The sequence below is a fragment of the Spirosoma endbachense genome (assembly GCF_010233585.1).
GTDB classification, from domain to species: domain Bacteria; phylum Bacteroidota; class Bacteroidia; order Cytophagales; family Spirosomataceae; genus Spirosoma; species Spirosoma endbachense.
This window is the reverse complement of record NZ_CP045997.1, coordinates 6,658,882-6,675,437: the sequence shown is the minus strand read 5'-3', so window position 1 is coordinate 6,675,437 and position 16,556 is coordinate 6,658,882. Positions and strand designations below refer to the sequence as shown.

The window sequence follows — 16,556 nt, the reverse complement described above, 5'->3', positions numbered from 1 at the left end:
CAAGGCCGTTTTTACTCAGGCCTTGTTGATAGATTTGATGTTTATTGATTAATAAGTTGGTTTCTAGGATTTTAATTGAATTTTTTTGCCAGTTTCGGCTGCCTGATAAATTGCCTGCAAGAGCTTTACATCACGAAGTCCCTCTTCACCAGTAATGTGATCGGGTAGGTTTTTTCCATCCAGCAAATCTTTACACACGCCGTCCATATGCGTAGCCTGATGATTGACAACGGGTTGCTCAATAGGGCCTTTACTGGTGCGGCCTTTGAGTGGTCCGTAACCAAACGCAGGGGCTAATTCAAACCATCCTTTTTCGCAGGAAGCGTAAAGCCGTTCCACACCAGCTGCATAGCTGGTTGTCGAATTAGACATTGCACCACTGGGAAATTGAAACTGCCAGAACATTGCTTCTTCAACATCCTTAAACTTTTGTGGATCCGTCTTCGGCGCAAACTGTGCTGTTACCGAAATCGGTTCCTCGCCCGTTACGTAGCGCGCTCCTTGTATTGCATAGATGCCTACATCCATCAGTGGACCACCCCCAGCCATGCTTTTCTTCAGACGCCATTGATTGGGGTCACCACTCCGAAAGCCGTCGCTACTTTCCACGAATTTAACAGGACCAAAAACTTTCTCCTGGCCAAGTCGCATCACTTCTTTTGTAAATGGTTCATAATGAAGTCGATAGCCAATAGCCAATTGCTTATTTGCCTTTTTACAGGCATCAATCATATTCTGGCATGCTTTGGGCGTGATGGCCATCGGTTTTTCACAGATGACGTGTTTGCCCGCCTGAGCTGCCCGAACAACAAATTCCTCGTGCATCGAGTTAGGCAGAACAACGTAAACGACATCGATGTCTTTATTATCGGCGATGCGATCGAAGGTCTTGTAGTCGTATATATTCGCTTGCGGAATATTGTACTTCTGTTTCCATTCTTCGGCTTTTGCGGGAGTGCCTGTCACAATACCTGCCAGCCGACAATTCTGGGTTTGCTGCAGTGCCGGTGCCAATAGATTTTTGCTATAATACCCCAGCCCAACTAAGGCAATGCCTAATTTTCTACCCTGATTTGGTGAATCAGACTGAATCGGATTGCCGAACACATCAGTCAGAGCGGGTAGTGCGAGAGCCGATGCGCCGAGGCCCGCCAGGAAGTTTCTACGCGAAAGGGAGGTTGGTAGCATAATTGAGTTGATTTTAGGTAACTCAATTAGAAAAGACACCCCCGAAAGTTATCTACCTAAACAAAAGAACCTCACTTATTTCGAAGTGAGGTTCTTTATCTATCAAACCTAACGGTTGGTTTCCCGATCAGAAAATATATTTGTTCTCGGCAATGATCGCATCGGCAATCTGACGGCGGGCATCCTTGAGGTTCATCGGCTCAATTTTAGTGAACCGTTTCAATCCCATCAGCATGCCACGTAGTTCATCGCCTTCAGCAAATGAAGTGATCGCTGCCCGTCCGGCATTATTTACTTTCTCGACGGCTTCGTGCAAATAGACCGTTGCCATTTGCTTTTGTAAGGTAACAGCATCTTCACCTTTGATGCCAATGAGCTTTTCAACGCGGAGCAGTACTGATTCGGCCACATAAATTTCGATGGCCATATCGGCAACGTTCATCAGAATTTCCTGTTCGTTCGACAGGTTCATCATGAATTTCTGTACGGCGGCACCGGCTACCATAAGGGCTGCTTTCTTCAGATTTCGAAGCACTTTTTTCTCGGCAACGAAAAGTCCTTCTTCTTCCTCCGAGTTGAAATCCGGAATAGACATGATCTCTTTAGCCACCGCCATTGCTGGCCCCATCAAATCAAGCTCACCTTTCATGGCACGCTTTAAGAGCATGTCAACAACCAGCATCCGGTTAATCTCGTTGGTTCCTTCAAAGATGCGATTGATACGAGCATCGCGATACGAGCGATCCATGGGCGCATCGGCTGAATAGCCCATCCCACCATATACCTGTACCCCTTCATCGACAACGTAGTCGAGCACTTCGGAGCCGTGTACTTTCATGATGGCACATTCGATCGCAAATTGTTCCAGAGCTTTCAGCTTAGCCGGACCATCTTCCAGACCCTGGCTTTTGAAATCTTCAATCAGGTCATCGATATTCTGCCCGGCACGATAACTGGCTGTCTCGGAAGCGTATACTTTTAGTGCCATTTCGGCCAATTTGTGCTTAATAGCACCAAACTGCGAAATTGGCGTTTTGAATTGCTTACGTTCGTTTGCGTATCGAATGGCGTGATTAATGACCTCTTTTGAACCACCAACGGCAGCAATTCCCAGTTTAATCCGACCAATATTCAGAATATTTACGGCGATTTTGAAACCGTTACCGCGTTCAGATAGCAGGTTTTCAACGGGCACTTTCACGTCGTTGAAGAAGATCTGACGTGTGTCAGAACCTTTAATACCCATCTTGTGCTCCGATTCATTCATCGTAATGCCTTCATAGGTGCGCTCGACAATAAACGCTGACAGGTTTTTATCGGCCTGGCCACTACCATCGTCTATTTTGGCGAAAACAATGTACAGATCCGCAAAACCTCCGTTGGTAATCCACATTTTCTGACCGTTCAGCACGTAGAATTTACCGTCTTCGGTCAGCGTAGCTTTCATTTTACCCGAATTGGCGTCCGAGCCTGAGTCTGGTTCTGTCAGGCAGTAAGCCGCTTTCCATTCGCCCGTTGCCAGTTTGGGTAAATACTTCGATTTTTGATCGTCGTTGCCGTAATAAACGATCGGCAGGGTGCCAATGCCGGTGTGGGCTGATAACGCGACCGAAAACGAATGACCTGCTCCCGTCACTTCAGCTACCAGCATGGATGTGTTGAAGTTCATGCCAAAACCACCAAACTCTTCAGGTACGGATGTTCCGAGTAATCCCAGTTCACCCGCCTTGTCCATCAGGGATGAAATCAGTTCGGGCGACTTGGCATTATCAATATCATTCAGGCGAGGCCAGATTTCGCGTTCCAGAAATTCGCGACTACTGGCGGCAATCATCTGTTGTTCTTCAGTAAATTCTTCAGGAATAAAAACGTTTGCCGCTTCAGTTTCTTTGATCAGAAATTCGCCACCTTTAATGGAAGCTTTTGGTTCTGTCGAAATCATATCGAAAGGGGGTTATTATGCGTGCATACTAATTCTTAAACAAAGAAAATCATTTAAAAAGTAGTATGCAAGCATACTAATAATAATTTGCAAATGGAAATATGCTTAAACGCAAACATCCCGAAAGTTCACAACTTTCGGGATGTTCATTGGCCAGATTTCTAGCTATTTAGCGTAATAGGACGAGTTAATTCAGGCGCTCAAAAATACCCGCAACTCCTTGCCCACCACCTACACAGGCTGAGACCATACCGTATTTTTGATCCCGTCGGCGCATTTCGTTCAGCAATTGCACGGATAACCGGGCACCCGTCGAACCGAGTGCATGCCCAAGAGCAATGGCACCGCCGTTCGGATTGATTTTACTCCGGTCCAGACCTAATTCCTGAATAACCGCCAGAGACTGGGCTGCAAAAGCCTCATTTAGCTCTATCAGTTCAATGTCGTCCTGCTTCAGCCCTGCTTTTTGCAAGGCGATCGGGATGGCTGCTACAGGACCAATACCCATAATGCGCGGCTCAACACCGGCCGTGGCATAGGAAACCATCCGGGCAATAGGTTGCAGGTTCAGTTCATTGACAAGCCGCTCTGACATAACGATGACAAAAGCCGCTCCATCTGAAGTTTGCGATGAATTACCCGCCGTTACCGATCCGCCTGCGGTGAAAACCGGTTTCAATTTTGCCAGTCCTTCGGCGCTGGTATCCTTGCGTGGACCTTCATCCTGAGCAACAGTCCATTCGCGGGTTTTCTTTTTATTACTTTCTGCATCGAAATAGGTCTCACTCACCTTGATGGGAACAATCTCATCCGTGAACTTGCCTTCTTTCTGAGCGGCCAGCGCTTTTTGATGGGATTCAAGGGCAAATTCATCCTGTGCGTCGCGACTGATCTTGAACTGCTGAGCAACCTGTTCGGCCGTTAAGCCCATGCCAATATAGTAGTCAGGATGTGCCTTAGCGATTTCGTAATTCAAGGCTGTTTTCCAGCCCATTACCGGGACAAGTGACATTGACTCAGTACCACCGGCAATGATGCAGTCGGCCAGACCAGCATGGATCTTTGCCGATGCAATAGCGATGGCTTCCAGCCCTGAACCGCAGTAGCGATTAATTGTCATACCCGGCACACTGTTTGGCAGCGATAATAAGGCAATATAACGGGCAATCTGCATGCCCTGCTCAGCTTCGGGTACAGCGTTTCCAACGATAAGGTCTTCAACGCGGGCAGGATCAAAATTGGGAACCTGACTGATTAAATGCTTGATGACTTCAGCCGCCAGGTCATCGGGGCGAGTGAAACGGAGACCTCCGCGTGGAGCTTTACCCACGGCAGTGCGGTATCCGGCTACAATGTATGCGTCCATAAAACAGACTGTTGATTACTGGTTAAGCAGGAAACTCACTGCAATAACTCAATTTTTACGGGAATAATTACAGCCTGAACGAAAATTATTATGCAAGCATACTATATATCTTTCAGGGCATCAGTTGCCGTTTAAAGAAATTCCAGGACTCCAGATAGACATTAATATCGTTGGGGTAATCATGTTTGCCACCAAGGACTTTTAGCAATGTAATTTCTGGTTTGCCCCTTAATTTGTAGGTATACCGCTCTATTGTTTTTCCATCGGCTGGGTCAGTATCTGGAAGGAGTTCTTTCACCGGTTTATTCTGGTAGCCTGCGAGGGATGCCCAGTAACTGAATGTACGGTCGGTGGAACGAACGAGCCCCAGGCTGATCGTTCCGGTAATAACTTCACCACCATTGTAGGGGTTAACTTTGTCGTCGGTGCCGTTGACAATCATGACGGGAATCGGAACTCGTTTCTCGGGGCAATCCAGATTATTTGTGTCCGGAAGGTTCGCGATTAGTGCTGATATGGCCCGAAACTTTTCGGGCATGGTTAGGGCAAGCTTATAAGCCATATGGCCACCTCCCGATGTGCCTATGGCAAAAATCTGCTTTACATTGATTTTGTATTTCGTATCAAAATAGGTGATCATTTCTCCGAAGAATGAATTTTCGTTGATATTCTCCAGATTTGCCGCTGAATTTGCCGTTTTTCTACATTCATTCCAGTATCGTTTGTAGCCGTCTGGATAAACAAGCAGGAGGTTTTCGGTATCTGATTTTTCCTCAAGTTTGCTGGCTCCTTTTCGAATCCCCAACCCGTCTCCTCCCGAACCATGCAGCACAAAAATTAATGTTGCATTAGGTTTTGGTGGTTTAAGGAAATGGAAGGTTCGATAATGACCTTCTACCAAAATGGAGTCGGTTAGTAGTGGTTTTTGGGCAAATGAAGAACCAATTCCAAAAAGAATAAAAAGGCAGGTGAAGCGAAGCATAGGTTAAAAAGTATATAGTGAGCAATTGCCCGGCCTTGAAACCAGGGAGTTCCAGGTGGCTATGTACGTTTCAGGAAGTTAAATGATAGGATATTATACTTAGGCCTTTCGCTGTCAAGCGTGCCACGGTTATTAAAAGCAGCATCAGTAACCACCCTCCGCGGCTGCGTTGGCACGCATCTGGGCGAAAGTCCTAATACGTTATTAGCACGCTGGCCTTTCATAAAAATAGCCGCTTTTTGAGCGGCTATAAAAATCAAATTCGATAAATCGTATAAATCCTGAAAGTAGATCTGTTCGGTTAGAAATGACGGTCACCTGCTTCGCGCTTGCCCAGCATAACGGCGCCAACCATAGCGACCAGAAACAGGACCGAAGCCAATTCGAATGGCAGGATATAATCACTGTAAAGAAGATTGCCCAGGTTCTCGACCAGGCCTGTTTTAGCGCTAAATGACACCGGGTTGACTGTAGGAACCTGTGCACTCTTAGCCCGGAAGATGGTAATGAGCATCACCATCAACAAACCGCCTACAACAACGGAAGCCATCTTTGTCAGATTCGTTTTCGATTCTTCATCATCCTTCCGCAGGTTGAGGAACATGATGGTGAACAGAAACAAGACCATAATCGCACCCGCATACACGATAATGTTGACTGCGGCCAGAAATTGGGCATTCAACAGTATATAGTGGCCCGACAGACAAAAAAATGTGGCAATCAGTGCCAGAACGCTGTAGATCGGATTACGAGCTGTCACAACGCCAATTGCACTGAACAGCGTGACGGCCGTCAGAAGCAGGAACAGATAGCCAGTAGGAGTAAGGGCTTTAAAGAAATTTATAAATTCTGTCATAGTTCAGGTGAATGAAGAACGATGGTGGAGATGATTGCCTAGGTAGCAGCCCGTGTCAGGCTAGGTTCCGTTGGTGTGGCTTTAACTTCTGAGTTGGCAACCCGAATATAACGGTCATCCATCTTTTCGACGAGCTGCTCTTTTCCGTAAACCACTTCGTCGCGCTCCTGAAAAACAGGAACCATCCGATCGTGACGGAGATAAACTGCCTGTTTGGGGCAAGCTTCTTCGCAGAGACCGCAGAAGATGCAACGTAGCATGTTGATCTCATAAACAGCCGCGTATTTTTCTTCCCGATACAGATTTTCTTCTCCTTTTTTACGCTCGGCTGCTACCATCGAGATGGCTTCGGCTGGGCAGGCAACGGCACATAAACCGCAAGCTGTACAGCGTTCGCGGCCCTGTTCGTCGCGCTTCAGGATATGGTGCCCGCGGTAAACGGGGCCGAGGTATTTTTTTACCTCCGGGTATTGAATCGTCGGCTTTTTCCGGAAAAAGTGGCGAATCGTGATGGCCAGACCACCAACAACGGCAGGCAGATACATCTTCTCCGCCAGCGTCATTTCCTTATTGCTGACTTGTTTGGAGCGATTGGTTAGTTGCATGTTTTGTCCGTTTTCGGTTTTCGGTTTTCAGTAATGAACCATCGGCTACACTGAAAACCGAAAACCATAAACTATTAAGACCGTTGTGGAATTACTGCTTGTTTCGGCGCACGGGCGGTAGACATTACTGCCAATACGATCATCACAATGGCGATGAGCCAGGTTGCATACTTAAAGTTATACAGCAGACCAGCGCCAGTTACGACTACATTCAGGATGGAGAGCGGAATGAATGTCTTCCAGCCCAGGTTCATCAGTTGGTCGTAACGGAAACGTGGTAGCGTCCAGCGAACCCACATGAAAAAGAAGATGAAGAAGAAGATCTTACCGAAGAAAACGACAAACTGGATTGCCGTTGCCAGGTTATGACCGGCTATAGCTCCCAGTGATTTTTCTAACGCTGATCCTATTTCGTTCATGAATGGATAATGGAAACCGCCAAAATAGAGCGCCGAGATGAACGCGGATGAAACGAACATATTGATGTACTCAGCAAACAGATAGAAGCCAAGTTTCATGGAGCTATATTCGGTATGGTAGCCGCCAACGAGCTCCGTTTCGCACTCCGGCAGGTCGAATGGGGTACGGTTACATTCGGCAAATGCGCAGGTCAGGAAGATGATGAAGCCGAGTGGCTGGGTAAAAACGTTCCACTCGAAGAAACTGGCTTGCTCGGCAACGATCGCCCGAACCGATAATGAACCCGTCATCATCAAAATGGCAATCATCGACAGACCGAGCGCAATCTCGTAACTAATGTTCTGTGAAGCTGCCCGAATAGCGCCGAGCAGCGAAAACTTGTTGTTCGAAGCCCAGCCTCCAACCATAATGCCGTATACACCCAACGACACTACGCCAAAAATGTACAACACACCGATGTTGATTTCGATGGCTTGTACCGGGATTTCGTAGTTTACTTTATTCCAGGCGAACCTGATGCTATCGGCAAATGGAATAACCGAACTCGACATAAGTGCGGTAAGCATGGCCAGGCATGGTCCCAGGATAAATAGCCATTTGCTAGCCTGCGATGGAATGAAATCTTCTTTGAAGAACATCTTGCCCGCATCGGCAATTGGCTGAAGCAAGCCCCAGGGGCCCGCACGATTAGGGCCGATGCGGTCTTGCAGAAACGCGGCCACCTTACGCTCGGCGTAAGTGGAGTAGGTCGCAATGAGGAGCGTTATCCCGAAAATAACGAGGATAATGATTCCTTTAACGATTAATATGGTTAGGTCCATTGGTGAACGTTTCGGTTTATAGTTTTCGGTTATAATTACTGGCAAATACGAATTAGGAGAACCGTAAACTAGTTAACTATAAACTACTCAAGGTTCAGGTTCCATTGCCGATGGCAACTTCGCAAAACGCTCGGGTGGTAATTGTTGAATTGTCAATTGCGACGTATCGCGTTCATCATGAATGGGCTTGTACTCTGCCGCTGCGAGCCGTTGACCGAAGCCTGGCTTTATGGCATCAGCCCGGTATTTATTGGCCGAAATCACAGAACTGCGCGAGATTTTTGTCGGCCCTTCAATTGTCCAGTCGCTGGTTTTTTTGGTTTCGAAGCGGCAGGTATTGCAGATGAACTCCGTTACCTCGTTCCACTCGTTTTTGCGAGCCGTTACCCGAATCACCTCTTCACCCCGATACCAGAGCGTTACTTTCCCTGAGCACGTTGGGCAGTCGCGGTGAGCATCGACAGGTTTCGAGAACCATACGCGATTCTTGAACCGGTACGTTTTATCCGTCAGGGCACCAACCGGGCAAACATCGATAACATTACCCGAGAAATCATTGTCAATGGCTTTCTCGATGTACGTTCCAATTTCAGAAGCGTCGCCACGCCCTAATACACCATGAACCCGTTTTTCGGTAATCTGGTCGGCGGTGTAAACACAACGGTAGCACAGAATGCAACGCGTCATGTGAAGCTGTATGAAGGGGCCAATGTCGTGTTTCTCGAACGTCCGGCGATCCTCTTCGTAGCGTGTCGTAACCTTGCCATGATCGAAGGCAAAGTTCTGGAGGTCACATTCGCCTGCCTGATCACATACTGGGCAGTCGAGTGGGTGGTTCAGGAGCAAAAACTCAACGATACCGTTCCGCGCATCAATTACCTGTGGATTCGTGGTATTTTCAACAACCATACCGTCCTGCACAGCCGTCAGACACGACGCCACTAGTTTAGGCATGGGCCGTGGATCTTTAGCAGAACCCGCTGCCACCCGAACCAGACAAGCCCGGCATTTACCGCCACTACCTTTCAATGGCTGATAGTAGCACATGGCAGGAGGAGCCACATCCGGGCCGATCTTGCGGGCGGCCTGCAAAATGGTCGTTCCCGGTTCCACCTCGACTTCGATTCCGTCGATAGTGACTTTCAACAGTTGCGGCTTTACGTCTTCCATATATCAGTATTGCGGCCAAAAACCGCTCAGTATTAATTGGTTTGCAGCTTTTCAGCCGCACTAGATTTATACCAGAGCCATATCGCCCCGATAAACAGCGCCGGGCTGAGTTGCTTCTGAAGGATTGTCAATATGCCATTGGAATTCATCACGGAAATGCCGGATTGCGCTGGCAACAGGCCAGGCGGCCGCATCCCCAAGCGGGCAAATGGTATTCCCTTCTATTTTCTTGGCTACATCGACCAGCAGGTCAATATCCTGCTGATGACCGTGACCATATTCAATCCGATGTAAAACTTTTTCCATCCAGCCAGTACCCTCGCGGCAGGGACTGCACTGGCCGCAGGACTCATGGTGATAGAAGCGGGAGAAGTTCCAGGTATTACGAACAATGCAGGACGTTTCGTCGAAGACAATAAAACCGCCGGAACCCAGCATTGTACCCGTTGCAAATCCGCCATCCGACAGCGACTCATAAGTCATCAGGCGCTTATCGCCATTGGCGAGCGTCAGAGCCAGATTGGCGGGTAAAATAGGAACAGAAGAGCCTCCGGCAACCAGTGCTTTGAATTTATGGCCTGGCCGAATGCCACCACACCATTCATCAGCATAAATAAAATCTTCGACCGGAACGCCCAATTCAATTTCGTAAACACCCGGCTTATTGATGTGCCCCGATGCCGAAATCAATTTTGTGCCCGTACTTCTGCCAATACCAATGGCGGCATAAGCATCACCACCGTTATTGACAATCCACGACGCGGTTGCAATCGATTCTACGTTATTGACTACAGTTGGGCATTGATATAAACCCTTGACCGCCGGAAATGGTGGTTTATTCCGTGGATTACCCCGTTTGCCTTCGAGCGATTCGAGCAGGGCTGTTTCTTCGCCACAAATGTAGGCTCCACCACCCGGTTGTACGACCAGTTCGAGGTCATAGCCTGTACCTAAAATATTTTTACCCAGAAAGCCTTTTGCTTTTGCTTCGGCGATGGCTTTTTCGAGAATGCGAATAACGTACATCAGTTCACCCCGAACATAGATGAACGACTTATTGGCTCCCAGTGCAAATGATGAAACAATCATTCCCTCAATCAACAGGTGAGGAAGGTTTTTCATCAGGTAATGGTCTTTGAACGTTCCGGGCTCCGATTCGTCGGCGTTGCAGACAAGATAACGCGGAACGCCCTCCGGCTTAGCCAGAAAGCTCCATTTCATACCCATCGGGAAACCAGCGCCACCACGCCCCCGAACGCCCGCTTTTTTCACTTCTTCAACAATGGCCTCGGGTGTCATTGTTTTAAGCGCTTTCTCAACGGCCGTATAGCCGCCCTGTTTCCGGTATACATCGAAGGTTTCGATGCCGGGAACGTTAATATGTTCGGTCAGTATTTTGGTAGCCATGGGTTACTTCGACAACTCGTCAATGATCTCGTCTACACGCTCGTTAGTCAGATTCATATAGTATTTTTCCCGAATCTGAAACACTGGGCCCATTCCACAGGCGGCTAGGCACTCAACTTCTTTGAGTGTGAACTGTCCGTCGACTGTTGTTTGGCCGGTGTCGATGCCAAGGCGTTGTTTCAGATGGGCATATACCTCTTCGCCACCCATCAGGCAACATGGACCCGTACGGCAATACTCAATAACATGCTTACCGACCGGGTCAATGTGGTACATGGTGTAGAATGTTGCTACCTCATAAACCTCAATTGGCTGGATACTAAGCAACCGGGCTACGTAGTCCATACCTTCGGGACTGGTCCAGCCTTCCTGCTCCTGCAACAGATGAAGCAGCGGCAATAGCGCTGACTTCTGCCGCCCGTCAGGATAATTGGCAATAATTTCCTGCGCTTTCGTTAAACGCTCTGGGGTAAAAACCACCGGTTTATTTTCAACAGTCGTGCTCATAAACTGAAAACTGTACTATGCATCTAACTCACCTGCAATGACATTCATACTACTCATAATGACAATGGCATCAGATAGCGTGAGGCCTTTACACATTTCCGGGTAAGCCTGGTAATAGATAAAACACGGACGACGGAAGTGTAGGCGGTATGGTGCGCGACCTCCATCGCTGATCAGGTAGAAGCCAAGTTCGCCGTTACCGCCTTCAACAGCGTGATAAACTTCACCAACGGGTGCATCGATCTCGCCCATCACAATCTTGAAGTGATAGATGAGGGCTTCCATGTTTTTATAGACTTCCTGCTTTGGCGGTAAGTAATATTGAGGAGCGTCAGCATAATAGGGGCCCTCCGGCAGGTTGTCCATCGCCTGCTGAATAATCCGAAGACTCTGCCACATTTCCTCATTCCGAACCATGAACCGATCATAGGTATCGCCACTTTGTCCGACAGGAATGTCAAACTCAAAGTCCTGATAGGATGAATACGGGTTCATCACACGAACGTCGTAATCGACACCCGCGGCTCGCAGGTTTGGGCCAGTAAAGCCATAACTAAGGGCGCGTTCTGCCGAAATTGACCCAACGTTTACAACGCGATCCATGAAAATCCGGTTGCGATTAAATAGATTTTCAAACTCGCGTAATATTTTAGGGAAACGTACCAGCAGCTCTTTAATCTTACGGATGGCAGTAGGAGAGAGGTCACGCTCCATGCCACCAATTCGACCCATATTAGTCGTTAAACGAGCTCCACAGATCTCTTCGTAAATTTCGTAAATGTTTTCACGCTCCTGATAGATATACAAAAAGCCGGTAAAAGCTCCTGTATCAACACCTAAAATGCCATTACAAACGACGTGGTCGGCAATCCGGGCCAGTTCCATCAGAATGACGCGGATGTATTGGGCCCGTTTCGGTATGTCGATGCCCAATAATTTTTCAACTGTCATGTGCCAACCCATATTGTTAATGGGCGACGAACAGTAGTTCATCCGATCGGTAAGCGTAGTAATCTGGTAGAACGGGCGACGCTCGGCAATTTTCTCGAAAGCCCGGTGGATGTACCCGATCGTCTGCTCGCTCGATACAATTTTCTCCCCGTCCATCTGAAGGACGTTCTGGAAAATACCATGCGTAGCTGGGTGGGTTGGACCGAGATTGAGCGTAGTCAGTTCATTAACATACTGAACCGGACCCTGTTCGGCAGGCAGGTTTTTGTTGGCTATATCGAGATCTTCAGAAACCATTTCTTAAAGAGTAAAAGAGCGAAAGAGTAAATGCGTAAATACGCATTCGCTCTTTCGCCAGTATTTATCGTCCAAACAATGCGTCAATTTTATCTTCGCGGGTGGCGTCTTCGAGCGGATATTCTTTGCGCATCGGGAAATAATCCATTTCCTCCATGTTCAGGATTCGGCGCAGATCAGGGTGTCCATCGAAAATAATCCCAAAAAAGTCGAAGGTTTCGCGTTCCATCCAGTTTGCACTGGCAAAAACGGGACTCGCGGTCGGAATGTGAAGATCATCTGCTGACAGATAGACTTTGACTCGCAACCGGAAGTTGTTGGTCAGACTGTGTAGATGATAGACCACACAGAACTCTTTACCCACTGAATCCGGGTAATGTATGCCGGTGATATCAGTCAAAAAACCAACCTGAAATGTCTGATGGTCTTTTAGGTAAGTGATCAGCGGGATAATCGTTTCCCGAGTAGTCGAAAAGGTTAGCAGGTCATACGGATCATCAAAATCACTGACAGCCTCGCCAAACTGATTAATAATGGTCTGCGCAACTTCTTCGTTGGTCAGCATCTTCAATTAGTGAATGAGTGAACGAGCGAACTAGTGAATGGGTAAGAAGAGGCTGGATGCTCATTTACTCATTCACTAATTTACTATTTATTGTATGCTATACGAATTCAACAGTTTCTGATACTCTTCAGTATTTCGACGACGAAGCGATTCGTTCTTGGCGAGTTCCTGCACCTGCATCACGCCATCCAGAATCTGCTCGGGGCGAGGGGGGCAACCCGGTACATATACATCGACAGGAATGATGCGGTCGATGCCCTGCAACACACTATATGTATCGAAGATACCACCACTTGACGCACAGGCCCCAATGGCAATTACCCAGCGTGGCTCGGCCATTTGCAGGTATACCTGCTTAACAACCGGCCCCATCTTTTTGGCAATTGTTCCGGCTACCAATAGCATATCGGCCTGGCGAGGTGAAAAACTTGGTCGCTCCGACCCGAAACGGGCCAGATCGAAGGTTGAGGCCATGGTTGACATGAACTCAATGCCACAGCAGGAAGTTGCAAATGGAAGTGGCCAGAGGGAATTTGCCCGAGCCAATCCAATAATTTTATCGAATGAAGTGGCGGAAAATCCCGGTCCATCGTAACTCGCGGGTGCTTCGGCCAGCTTAATGTCAGTTGCCATAAGATACGTTGTATTTGCTTACTATAACAACGAATAAATATGCTCGAAAATTCATTTGTTGAGGCCTATTCCCAATTCAGAACACCCTTACGGATGATGTAGTAGAAACCCGCCAGTAATAAGCCCATAAACAGAACCATTTCGATAAAACCGGTTAAACCCAGTCCTTTAAAATTTACTGCCCATGGGTACAAAAAGATTACTTCCACATCGAACAATACGAACAGGATAGCAATCAGGAAATACTTGATGGAAATTGGAGTACGGGCATCACCATGAACAGGAATCCCACACTCAAAGGGATCGTCCTTTTTTTGGCTATGACGCTTGGGGCCAATGGCGTGGGTTACAAGCATCGTTGTGACGATGAAACCAAGGGCTAAACCAAGCTGGATCAGCACCGGCAGATAGTCGGCCGGGAGGTAGGTTGCGTTCATACAATGAATTGAAAATATCGGCGCAAATGTAGCGATAAAACCAATAGACACATTTAGTTGCCATTGAACCTTAGCCCGAACATCTTCCAAAGATACAGAATAACCATCGTTTTTTCAAGATTAAGCAAGTCTCTGTTGATCCCTGGTCAGGTGTAAAACAAAATAAGACCTTTTCCAGGAAAAGGTCTTATTTATGTATAAACGAGTATTGCTTTACTTCTATCGGGCGATGATAATACGCCGGGAGACGTTAAAGCCTGCCGACCGGACGCGGATAATATATTCACCCTGAGCAAGACCCGATAAATTAAGCAATTTGCGCTCATCAAAAATTGGAACCACAAATGATGACAGTTGCTGTCCTGTTAATGAAAAAACGTCGACAAGGGCGTCTTTCAGGTTTTCAATCGTTTCGATGGTTACAACACCATCGTTTGACGGATTTGGGTATACACTGACTCCGCCGGTGGTCTGATCGAACACAAAATCTTTAGGCGCGCTGTAGTTAGAGTAACAAGTCAGATTGGAGCTATTATTCAATGCGAATGTCGTTTTATCGCGAGCTGAATAACTCCCGCTTACAATAACTTTTACGACTGGCCCATTCTGTGGAATAACTTCGCCGGACCGGCGCCAGTCAAACTGATCGATCTGTCCGCCTGTTGGGGTAGGTAGCGTTGCCTGTAGCGAGTAAGTACCGACTTGTTCGACCGTAGGTGCCGGTAATTTAGGGCGAGCCGTTAATGTGATGGTTGATGATTGTGCTGATTTGCAGCCATATACATTTACTGACTGAGCCGAATAAACCCCTGATGTGCCTACCGTAATTGATCTGCTGGCAATGCCTGTACTCCATACCGGAATACTGCCCGTGGAAGAAGTAGCGACCAGCGTTAACGTTGAATCGGCACAAATCTGTTGCTGAGAACCGGCCGGTTGCCCTGGCTGTTTACTCAGCGAAATTGTTGGAACTGTTGGCTGGATTACGCCTTGTACGTCAATAGCGGGTGATAAATATGTATTGCCATATTTATCTTTCAGAGTCGCACGATAAACTCCTGACTTATTGATTGTGATCGATTGTGTCGTTTGTCCGCTGTTCCACACATATGATTTATACAGATCAGGCAATGAAACTGTCAAGGCGTTATTTGCTGCACAAGTTATTTTAATGGCGGGTGAAGGGAGTGGTGTTAATGGACGCGATGTGGCGAAGAAAATAGAATTCAGGCTGTTGAACCAGGCCTGACCTAATTGCTTTAAGCCATCTCCGCCAAAGTGAACATCGCCTTCATAACGGGGAATCTGAATATTATCGGTAAAGGGTCCCGCAAAAACATTGTTGTTATAGGTATTGATAACGTCGTTTTGGGCCTGAATAATGTCTTCGCTTACCTGGCCTGTGTTGTATGATGATCGTGCCAAAACCCAGGCCGGATAACGATCTGTATCTGAGCGCGTCTTATTGATCAGATACTGCATGTCATCAGCGTATACTTTTCGAGTGGAGTGTATTGGAAAGTTATCATTTTCGCCCTGTTGCCACAACACAGCGCGTAACCCCTGAAGAGAGCAATAATAACGAAGGGCGATCACTAAGTTTGCGTAAGGCATTCCAGCCGGAAACGGCTGGCTGTTAAACCACTTGAGGGTTGTCTGATTGTTTGAACTTTCTACCCAGTTTTTGATGATCGTAGCTTCCCAGGCCGTATTGATGAACAGCACGGGAACATTATATTGTTTCGCAATTAAATCGCCCAGTACACCCCAGCACCAGGCACTCTGGCCGCGGGGCCCAATCAGTGAAGCGGCACCAAGTTGCTGAAAGGAAGGCGCTGGTGGATCGGCCAGCGAATTTGCCGTCGAGTTATCATAGGTAACGCAGTTGACCCGATCATCAGCTGCCCCTACTGCGCCGAAGTTCTGAAAACCTTGTGCATTAGACTGACCCGTGACAATGAATACTTCGCCAACACCAATTTTGCGGATTACGTCACTACCCACTATGGCTCCTCCCGAAAAGGCCTGTATCTCCAGCCGATACCAACCTCCCTGCGCCCGGATAGAGCTTTGAAAGATTCCCCCCTGTGGATTCCGCTGGATGGTAGCCCACTCGGTGTTTATGCCCTGTCCTGCAACCTCAGCAATAACACGAGCCTGGACACTATCAACTGGTTGGTAGTAATTGCCCGATACGTAAATTGTACTCGTGTTATCGGCTCCCCGTTGGAAAATGGCCCGGCTTTCAGGATACGTAATCTTTATTGCCTGACCGGTAGTCTGCGCTTTAGCATTGGGAAGCATAGCCCTCTGACTAAATAGCAGAAAAATGTACAGGATATAATAGTTTTTCATGTGTCAGTTTTCTTCAGTCCTGTTGCTAGTAGGTATGCTGATCAAGGCGTAATT

Annotated in this window: 15 protein-coding genes; all 15 read right to left on the bottom strand. The window is 47.5% G+C overall.

What is annotated here, in order from left to right; genetic code table 11:
- Positions 1-63: 63 nt before the first annotated feature.
- Positions 64-1,188 (bottom strand): Gfo/Idh/MocA family protein, encoded by a 1,125-nt coding sequence (locus tag GJR95_RS27225; protein WP_162388856.1) that lies wholly within the window; start codon positions 1,186-1,188, stop codon positions 64-66.
- A gap of 127 nt (positions 1,189-1,315) precedes the next feature.
- Complete coding sequence (locus GJR95_RS27220) at positions 1,316-3,130, bottom strand: acyl-CoA dehydrogenase family protein (protein ID WP_162388855.1); 1,815 nt, start codon at positions 3,128-3,130, stop codon at positions 1,316-1,318.
- Positions 3,131-3,317: 187 nt separating this feature from the next.
- Positions 3,318-4,496, bottom strand: a complete 1,179-nt coding sequence (locus tag GJR95_RS27215; RefSeq protein WP_162388854.1) for an acetyl-CoA C-acyltransferase — start codon at positions 4,494-4,496, stop codon at positions 3,318-3,320.
- A gap of 112 nt (positions 4,497-4,608) precedes the next feature.
- Positions 4,609-5,478, bottom strand: coding sequence for an alpha/beta hydrolase family esterase (locus GJR95_RS27210; RefSeq protein ID WP_162388853.1), 870 nt, complete (start codon positions 5,476-5,478; stop codon positions 4,609-4,611).
- A 301-nt stretch (positions 5,479-5,779) separates the two neighbouring features.
- Entirely contained in the window at positions 5,780-6,334 is a 555-nt protein-coding gene (locus tag GJR95_RS27205) for an NADH-quinone oxidoreductase subunit J family protein (RefSeq protein ID WP_162388852.1), read from the bottom strand.
- 38 nt (positions 6,335-6,372) lie between these two features.
- Entirely contained in the window at positions 6,373-6,939 is a 567-nt protein-coding gene (locus GJR95_RS27200) for a NuoI/complex I 23 kDa subunit family protein (protein WP_162388851.1), read from the bottom strand.
- Positions 6,940-7,013: 74 nt separating this feature from the next.
- Positions 7,014-8,180, bottom strand: coding sequence for an NADH-quinone oxidoreductase subunit NuoH (gene nuoH, locus GJR95_RS27195; RefSeq protein WP_162388850.1), 1,167 nt, complete (start codon positions 8,178-8,180; stop codon positions 7,014-7,016).
- Between the two features lie 87 nt (positions 8,181-8,267).
- Positions 8,268-9,350, bottom strand: a complete 1,083-nt coding sequence (locus GJR95_RS27190; protein WP_162388849.1) for a 2Fe-2S iron-sulfur cluster-binding protein — start codon at positions 9,348-9,350, stop codon at positions 8,268-8,270.
- Positions 9,351-9,416: 66 nt separating this feature from the next.
- Positions 9,417-10,757 (bottom strand): NADH-quinone oxidoreductase subunit NuoF, encoded by a 1,341-nt coding sequence (gene nuoF, locus GJR95_RS27185; RefSeq protein WP_162388848.1) that lies wholly within the window; start codon positions 10,755-10,757, stop codon positions 9,417-9,419.
- Positions 10,758-10,760: 3 nt separating this feature from the next.
- Positions 10,761-11,264 carry an NADH-quinone oxidoreductase subunit NuoE gene (gene nuoE, locus GJR95_RS27180; protein WP_162388847.1) on the bottom strand — a complete coding sequence of 168 codons (504 nt, stop codon included), beginning with the start codon at positions 11,262-11,264 and terminating at the stop codon, positions 10,761-10,763.
- 15 nt (positions 11,265-11,279) lie between these two features.
- Positions 11,280-12,512 carry an NADH dehydrogenase (quinone) subunit D gene (nuoD, locus tag GJR95_RS27175; protein ID WP_162388846.1) on the bottom strand — a complete coding sequence of 411 codons (1,233 nt, stop codon included), beginning with the start codon at positions 12,510-12,512 and terminating at the stop codon, positions 11,280-11,282.
- 64 nt (positions 12,513-12,576) lie between these two features.
- A complete protein-coding gene (locus tag GJR95_RS27170; RefSeq protein ID WP_162388845.1) occupies positions 12,577-13,077 on the bottom strand; it encodes an NADH-quinone oxidoreductase subunit C in 501 nt (166 codons plus the stop codon).
- Positions 13,078-13,164: 87 nt separating this feature from the next.
- Positions 13,165-13,710 carry an NADH-quinone oxidoreductase subunit B gene (locus GJR95_RS27165; protein WP_162388844.1) on the bottom strand — a complete coding sequence of 182 codons (546 nt, stop codon included), beginning with the start codon at positions 13,708-13,710 and terminating at the stop codon, positions 13,165-13,167.
- Between the two features lie 65 nt (positions 13,711-13,775).
- Positions 13,776-14,147 carry an NADH-quinone oxidoreductase subunit A gene (locus GJR95_RS27160; RefSeq protein WP_162388843.1) on the bottom strand — a complete coding sequence of 124 codons (372 nt, stop codon included), beginning with the start codon at positions 14,145-14,147 and terminating at the stop codon, positions 13,776-13,778.
- Positions 14,148-14,366: 219 nt separating this feature from the next.
- Positions 14,367-16,502: a T9SS type A sorting domain-containing protein gene (locus GJR95_RS27155; protein ID WP_162388842.1), complete on the bottom strand. Its 2,136-nt coding sequence runs from the start codon at positions 16,500-16,502 to the stop codon at positions 14,367-14,369.
- Positions 16,503-16,556 lie beyond the last annotated feature (54 nt).

What these genes read in the sequence shown, in the direction of transcription:
- GJR95_RS27225 (WP_162388856.1), bottom strand. Translation starts at nt 1,188, where the DNA reads ATGCTACCAACCTCCCTTTCGCGTAGAAACTTCCTGGCGGGCCTCGGC.
- GJR95_RS27220 (WP_162388855.1), bottom strand. Translation starts at nt 3,130, where the DNA reads ATGATTTCGACAGAACCAAAAGCTTCCATTAAAGGTGGCGAATTTCTG.
- GJR95_RS27215 (WP_162388854.1), bottom strand. Translation starts at nt 4,496, where the DNA reads ATGGACGCATACATTGTAGCCGGATACCGCACTGCCGTGGGTAAAGCT.
- GJR95_RS27210 (WP_162388853.1), bottom strand. Translation starts at nt 5,478, where the DNA reads ATGCTTCGCTTCACCTGCCTTTTTATTCTTTTTGGAATTGGTTCTTCA.
- GJR95_RS27205 (WP_162388852.1), bottom strand. Translation starts at nt 6,334, where the DNA reads ATGACAGAATTTATAAATTTCTTTAAAGCCCTTACTCCTACTGGCTAT.
- GJR95_RS27200 (WP_162388851.1), bottom strand. Translation starts at nt 6,939, where the DNA reads ATGCAACTAACCAATCGCTCCAAACAAGTCAGCAATAAGGAAATGACG.
- nuoH (WP_162388850.1), bottom strand. Translation starts at nt 8,180, where the DNA reads ATGGACCTAACCATATTAATCGTTAAAGGAATCATTATCCTCGTTATT.
- GJR95_RS27190 (WP_162388849.1), bottom strand. Translation starts at nt 9,350, where the DNA reads ATGGAAGACGTAAAGCCGCAACTGTTGAAAGTCACTATCGACGGAATC.
- nuoF (WP_162388848.1), bottom strand. Translation starts at nt 10,757, where the DNA reads ATGGCTACCAAAATACTGACCGAACATATTAACGTTCCCGGCATCGAA.
- nuoE (WP_162388847.1), bottom strand. Translation starts at nt 11,264, where the DNA reads ATGAGCACGACTGTTGAAAATAAACCGGTGGTTTTTACCCCAGAGCGT.
- nuoD (WP_162388846.1), bottom strand. Translation starts at nt 12,512, where the DNA reads ATGGTTTCTGAAGATCTCGATATAGCCAACAAAAACCTGCCTGCCGAA.
- GJR95_RS27170 (WP_162388845.1), bottom strand. Translation starts at nt 13,077, where the DNA reads ATGCTGACCAACGAAGAAGTTGCGCAGACCATTATTAATCAGTTTGGC.
- GJR95_RS27165 (WP_162388844.1), bottom strand. Translation starts at nt 13,710, where the DNA reads ATGGCAACTGACATTAAGCTGGCCGAAGCACCCGCGAGTTACGATGGA.
- GJR95_RS27160 (WP_162388843.1), bottom strand. Translation starts at nt 14,147, where the DNA reads ATGAACGCAACCTACCTCCCGGCCGACTATCTGCCGGTGCTGATCCAG.
- GJR95_RS27155 (WP_162388842.1), bottom strand. Translation starts at nt 16,502, where the DNA reads ATGAAAAACTATTATATCCTGTACATTTTTCTGCTATTTAGTCAGAGG.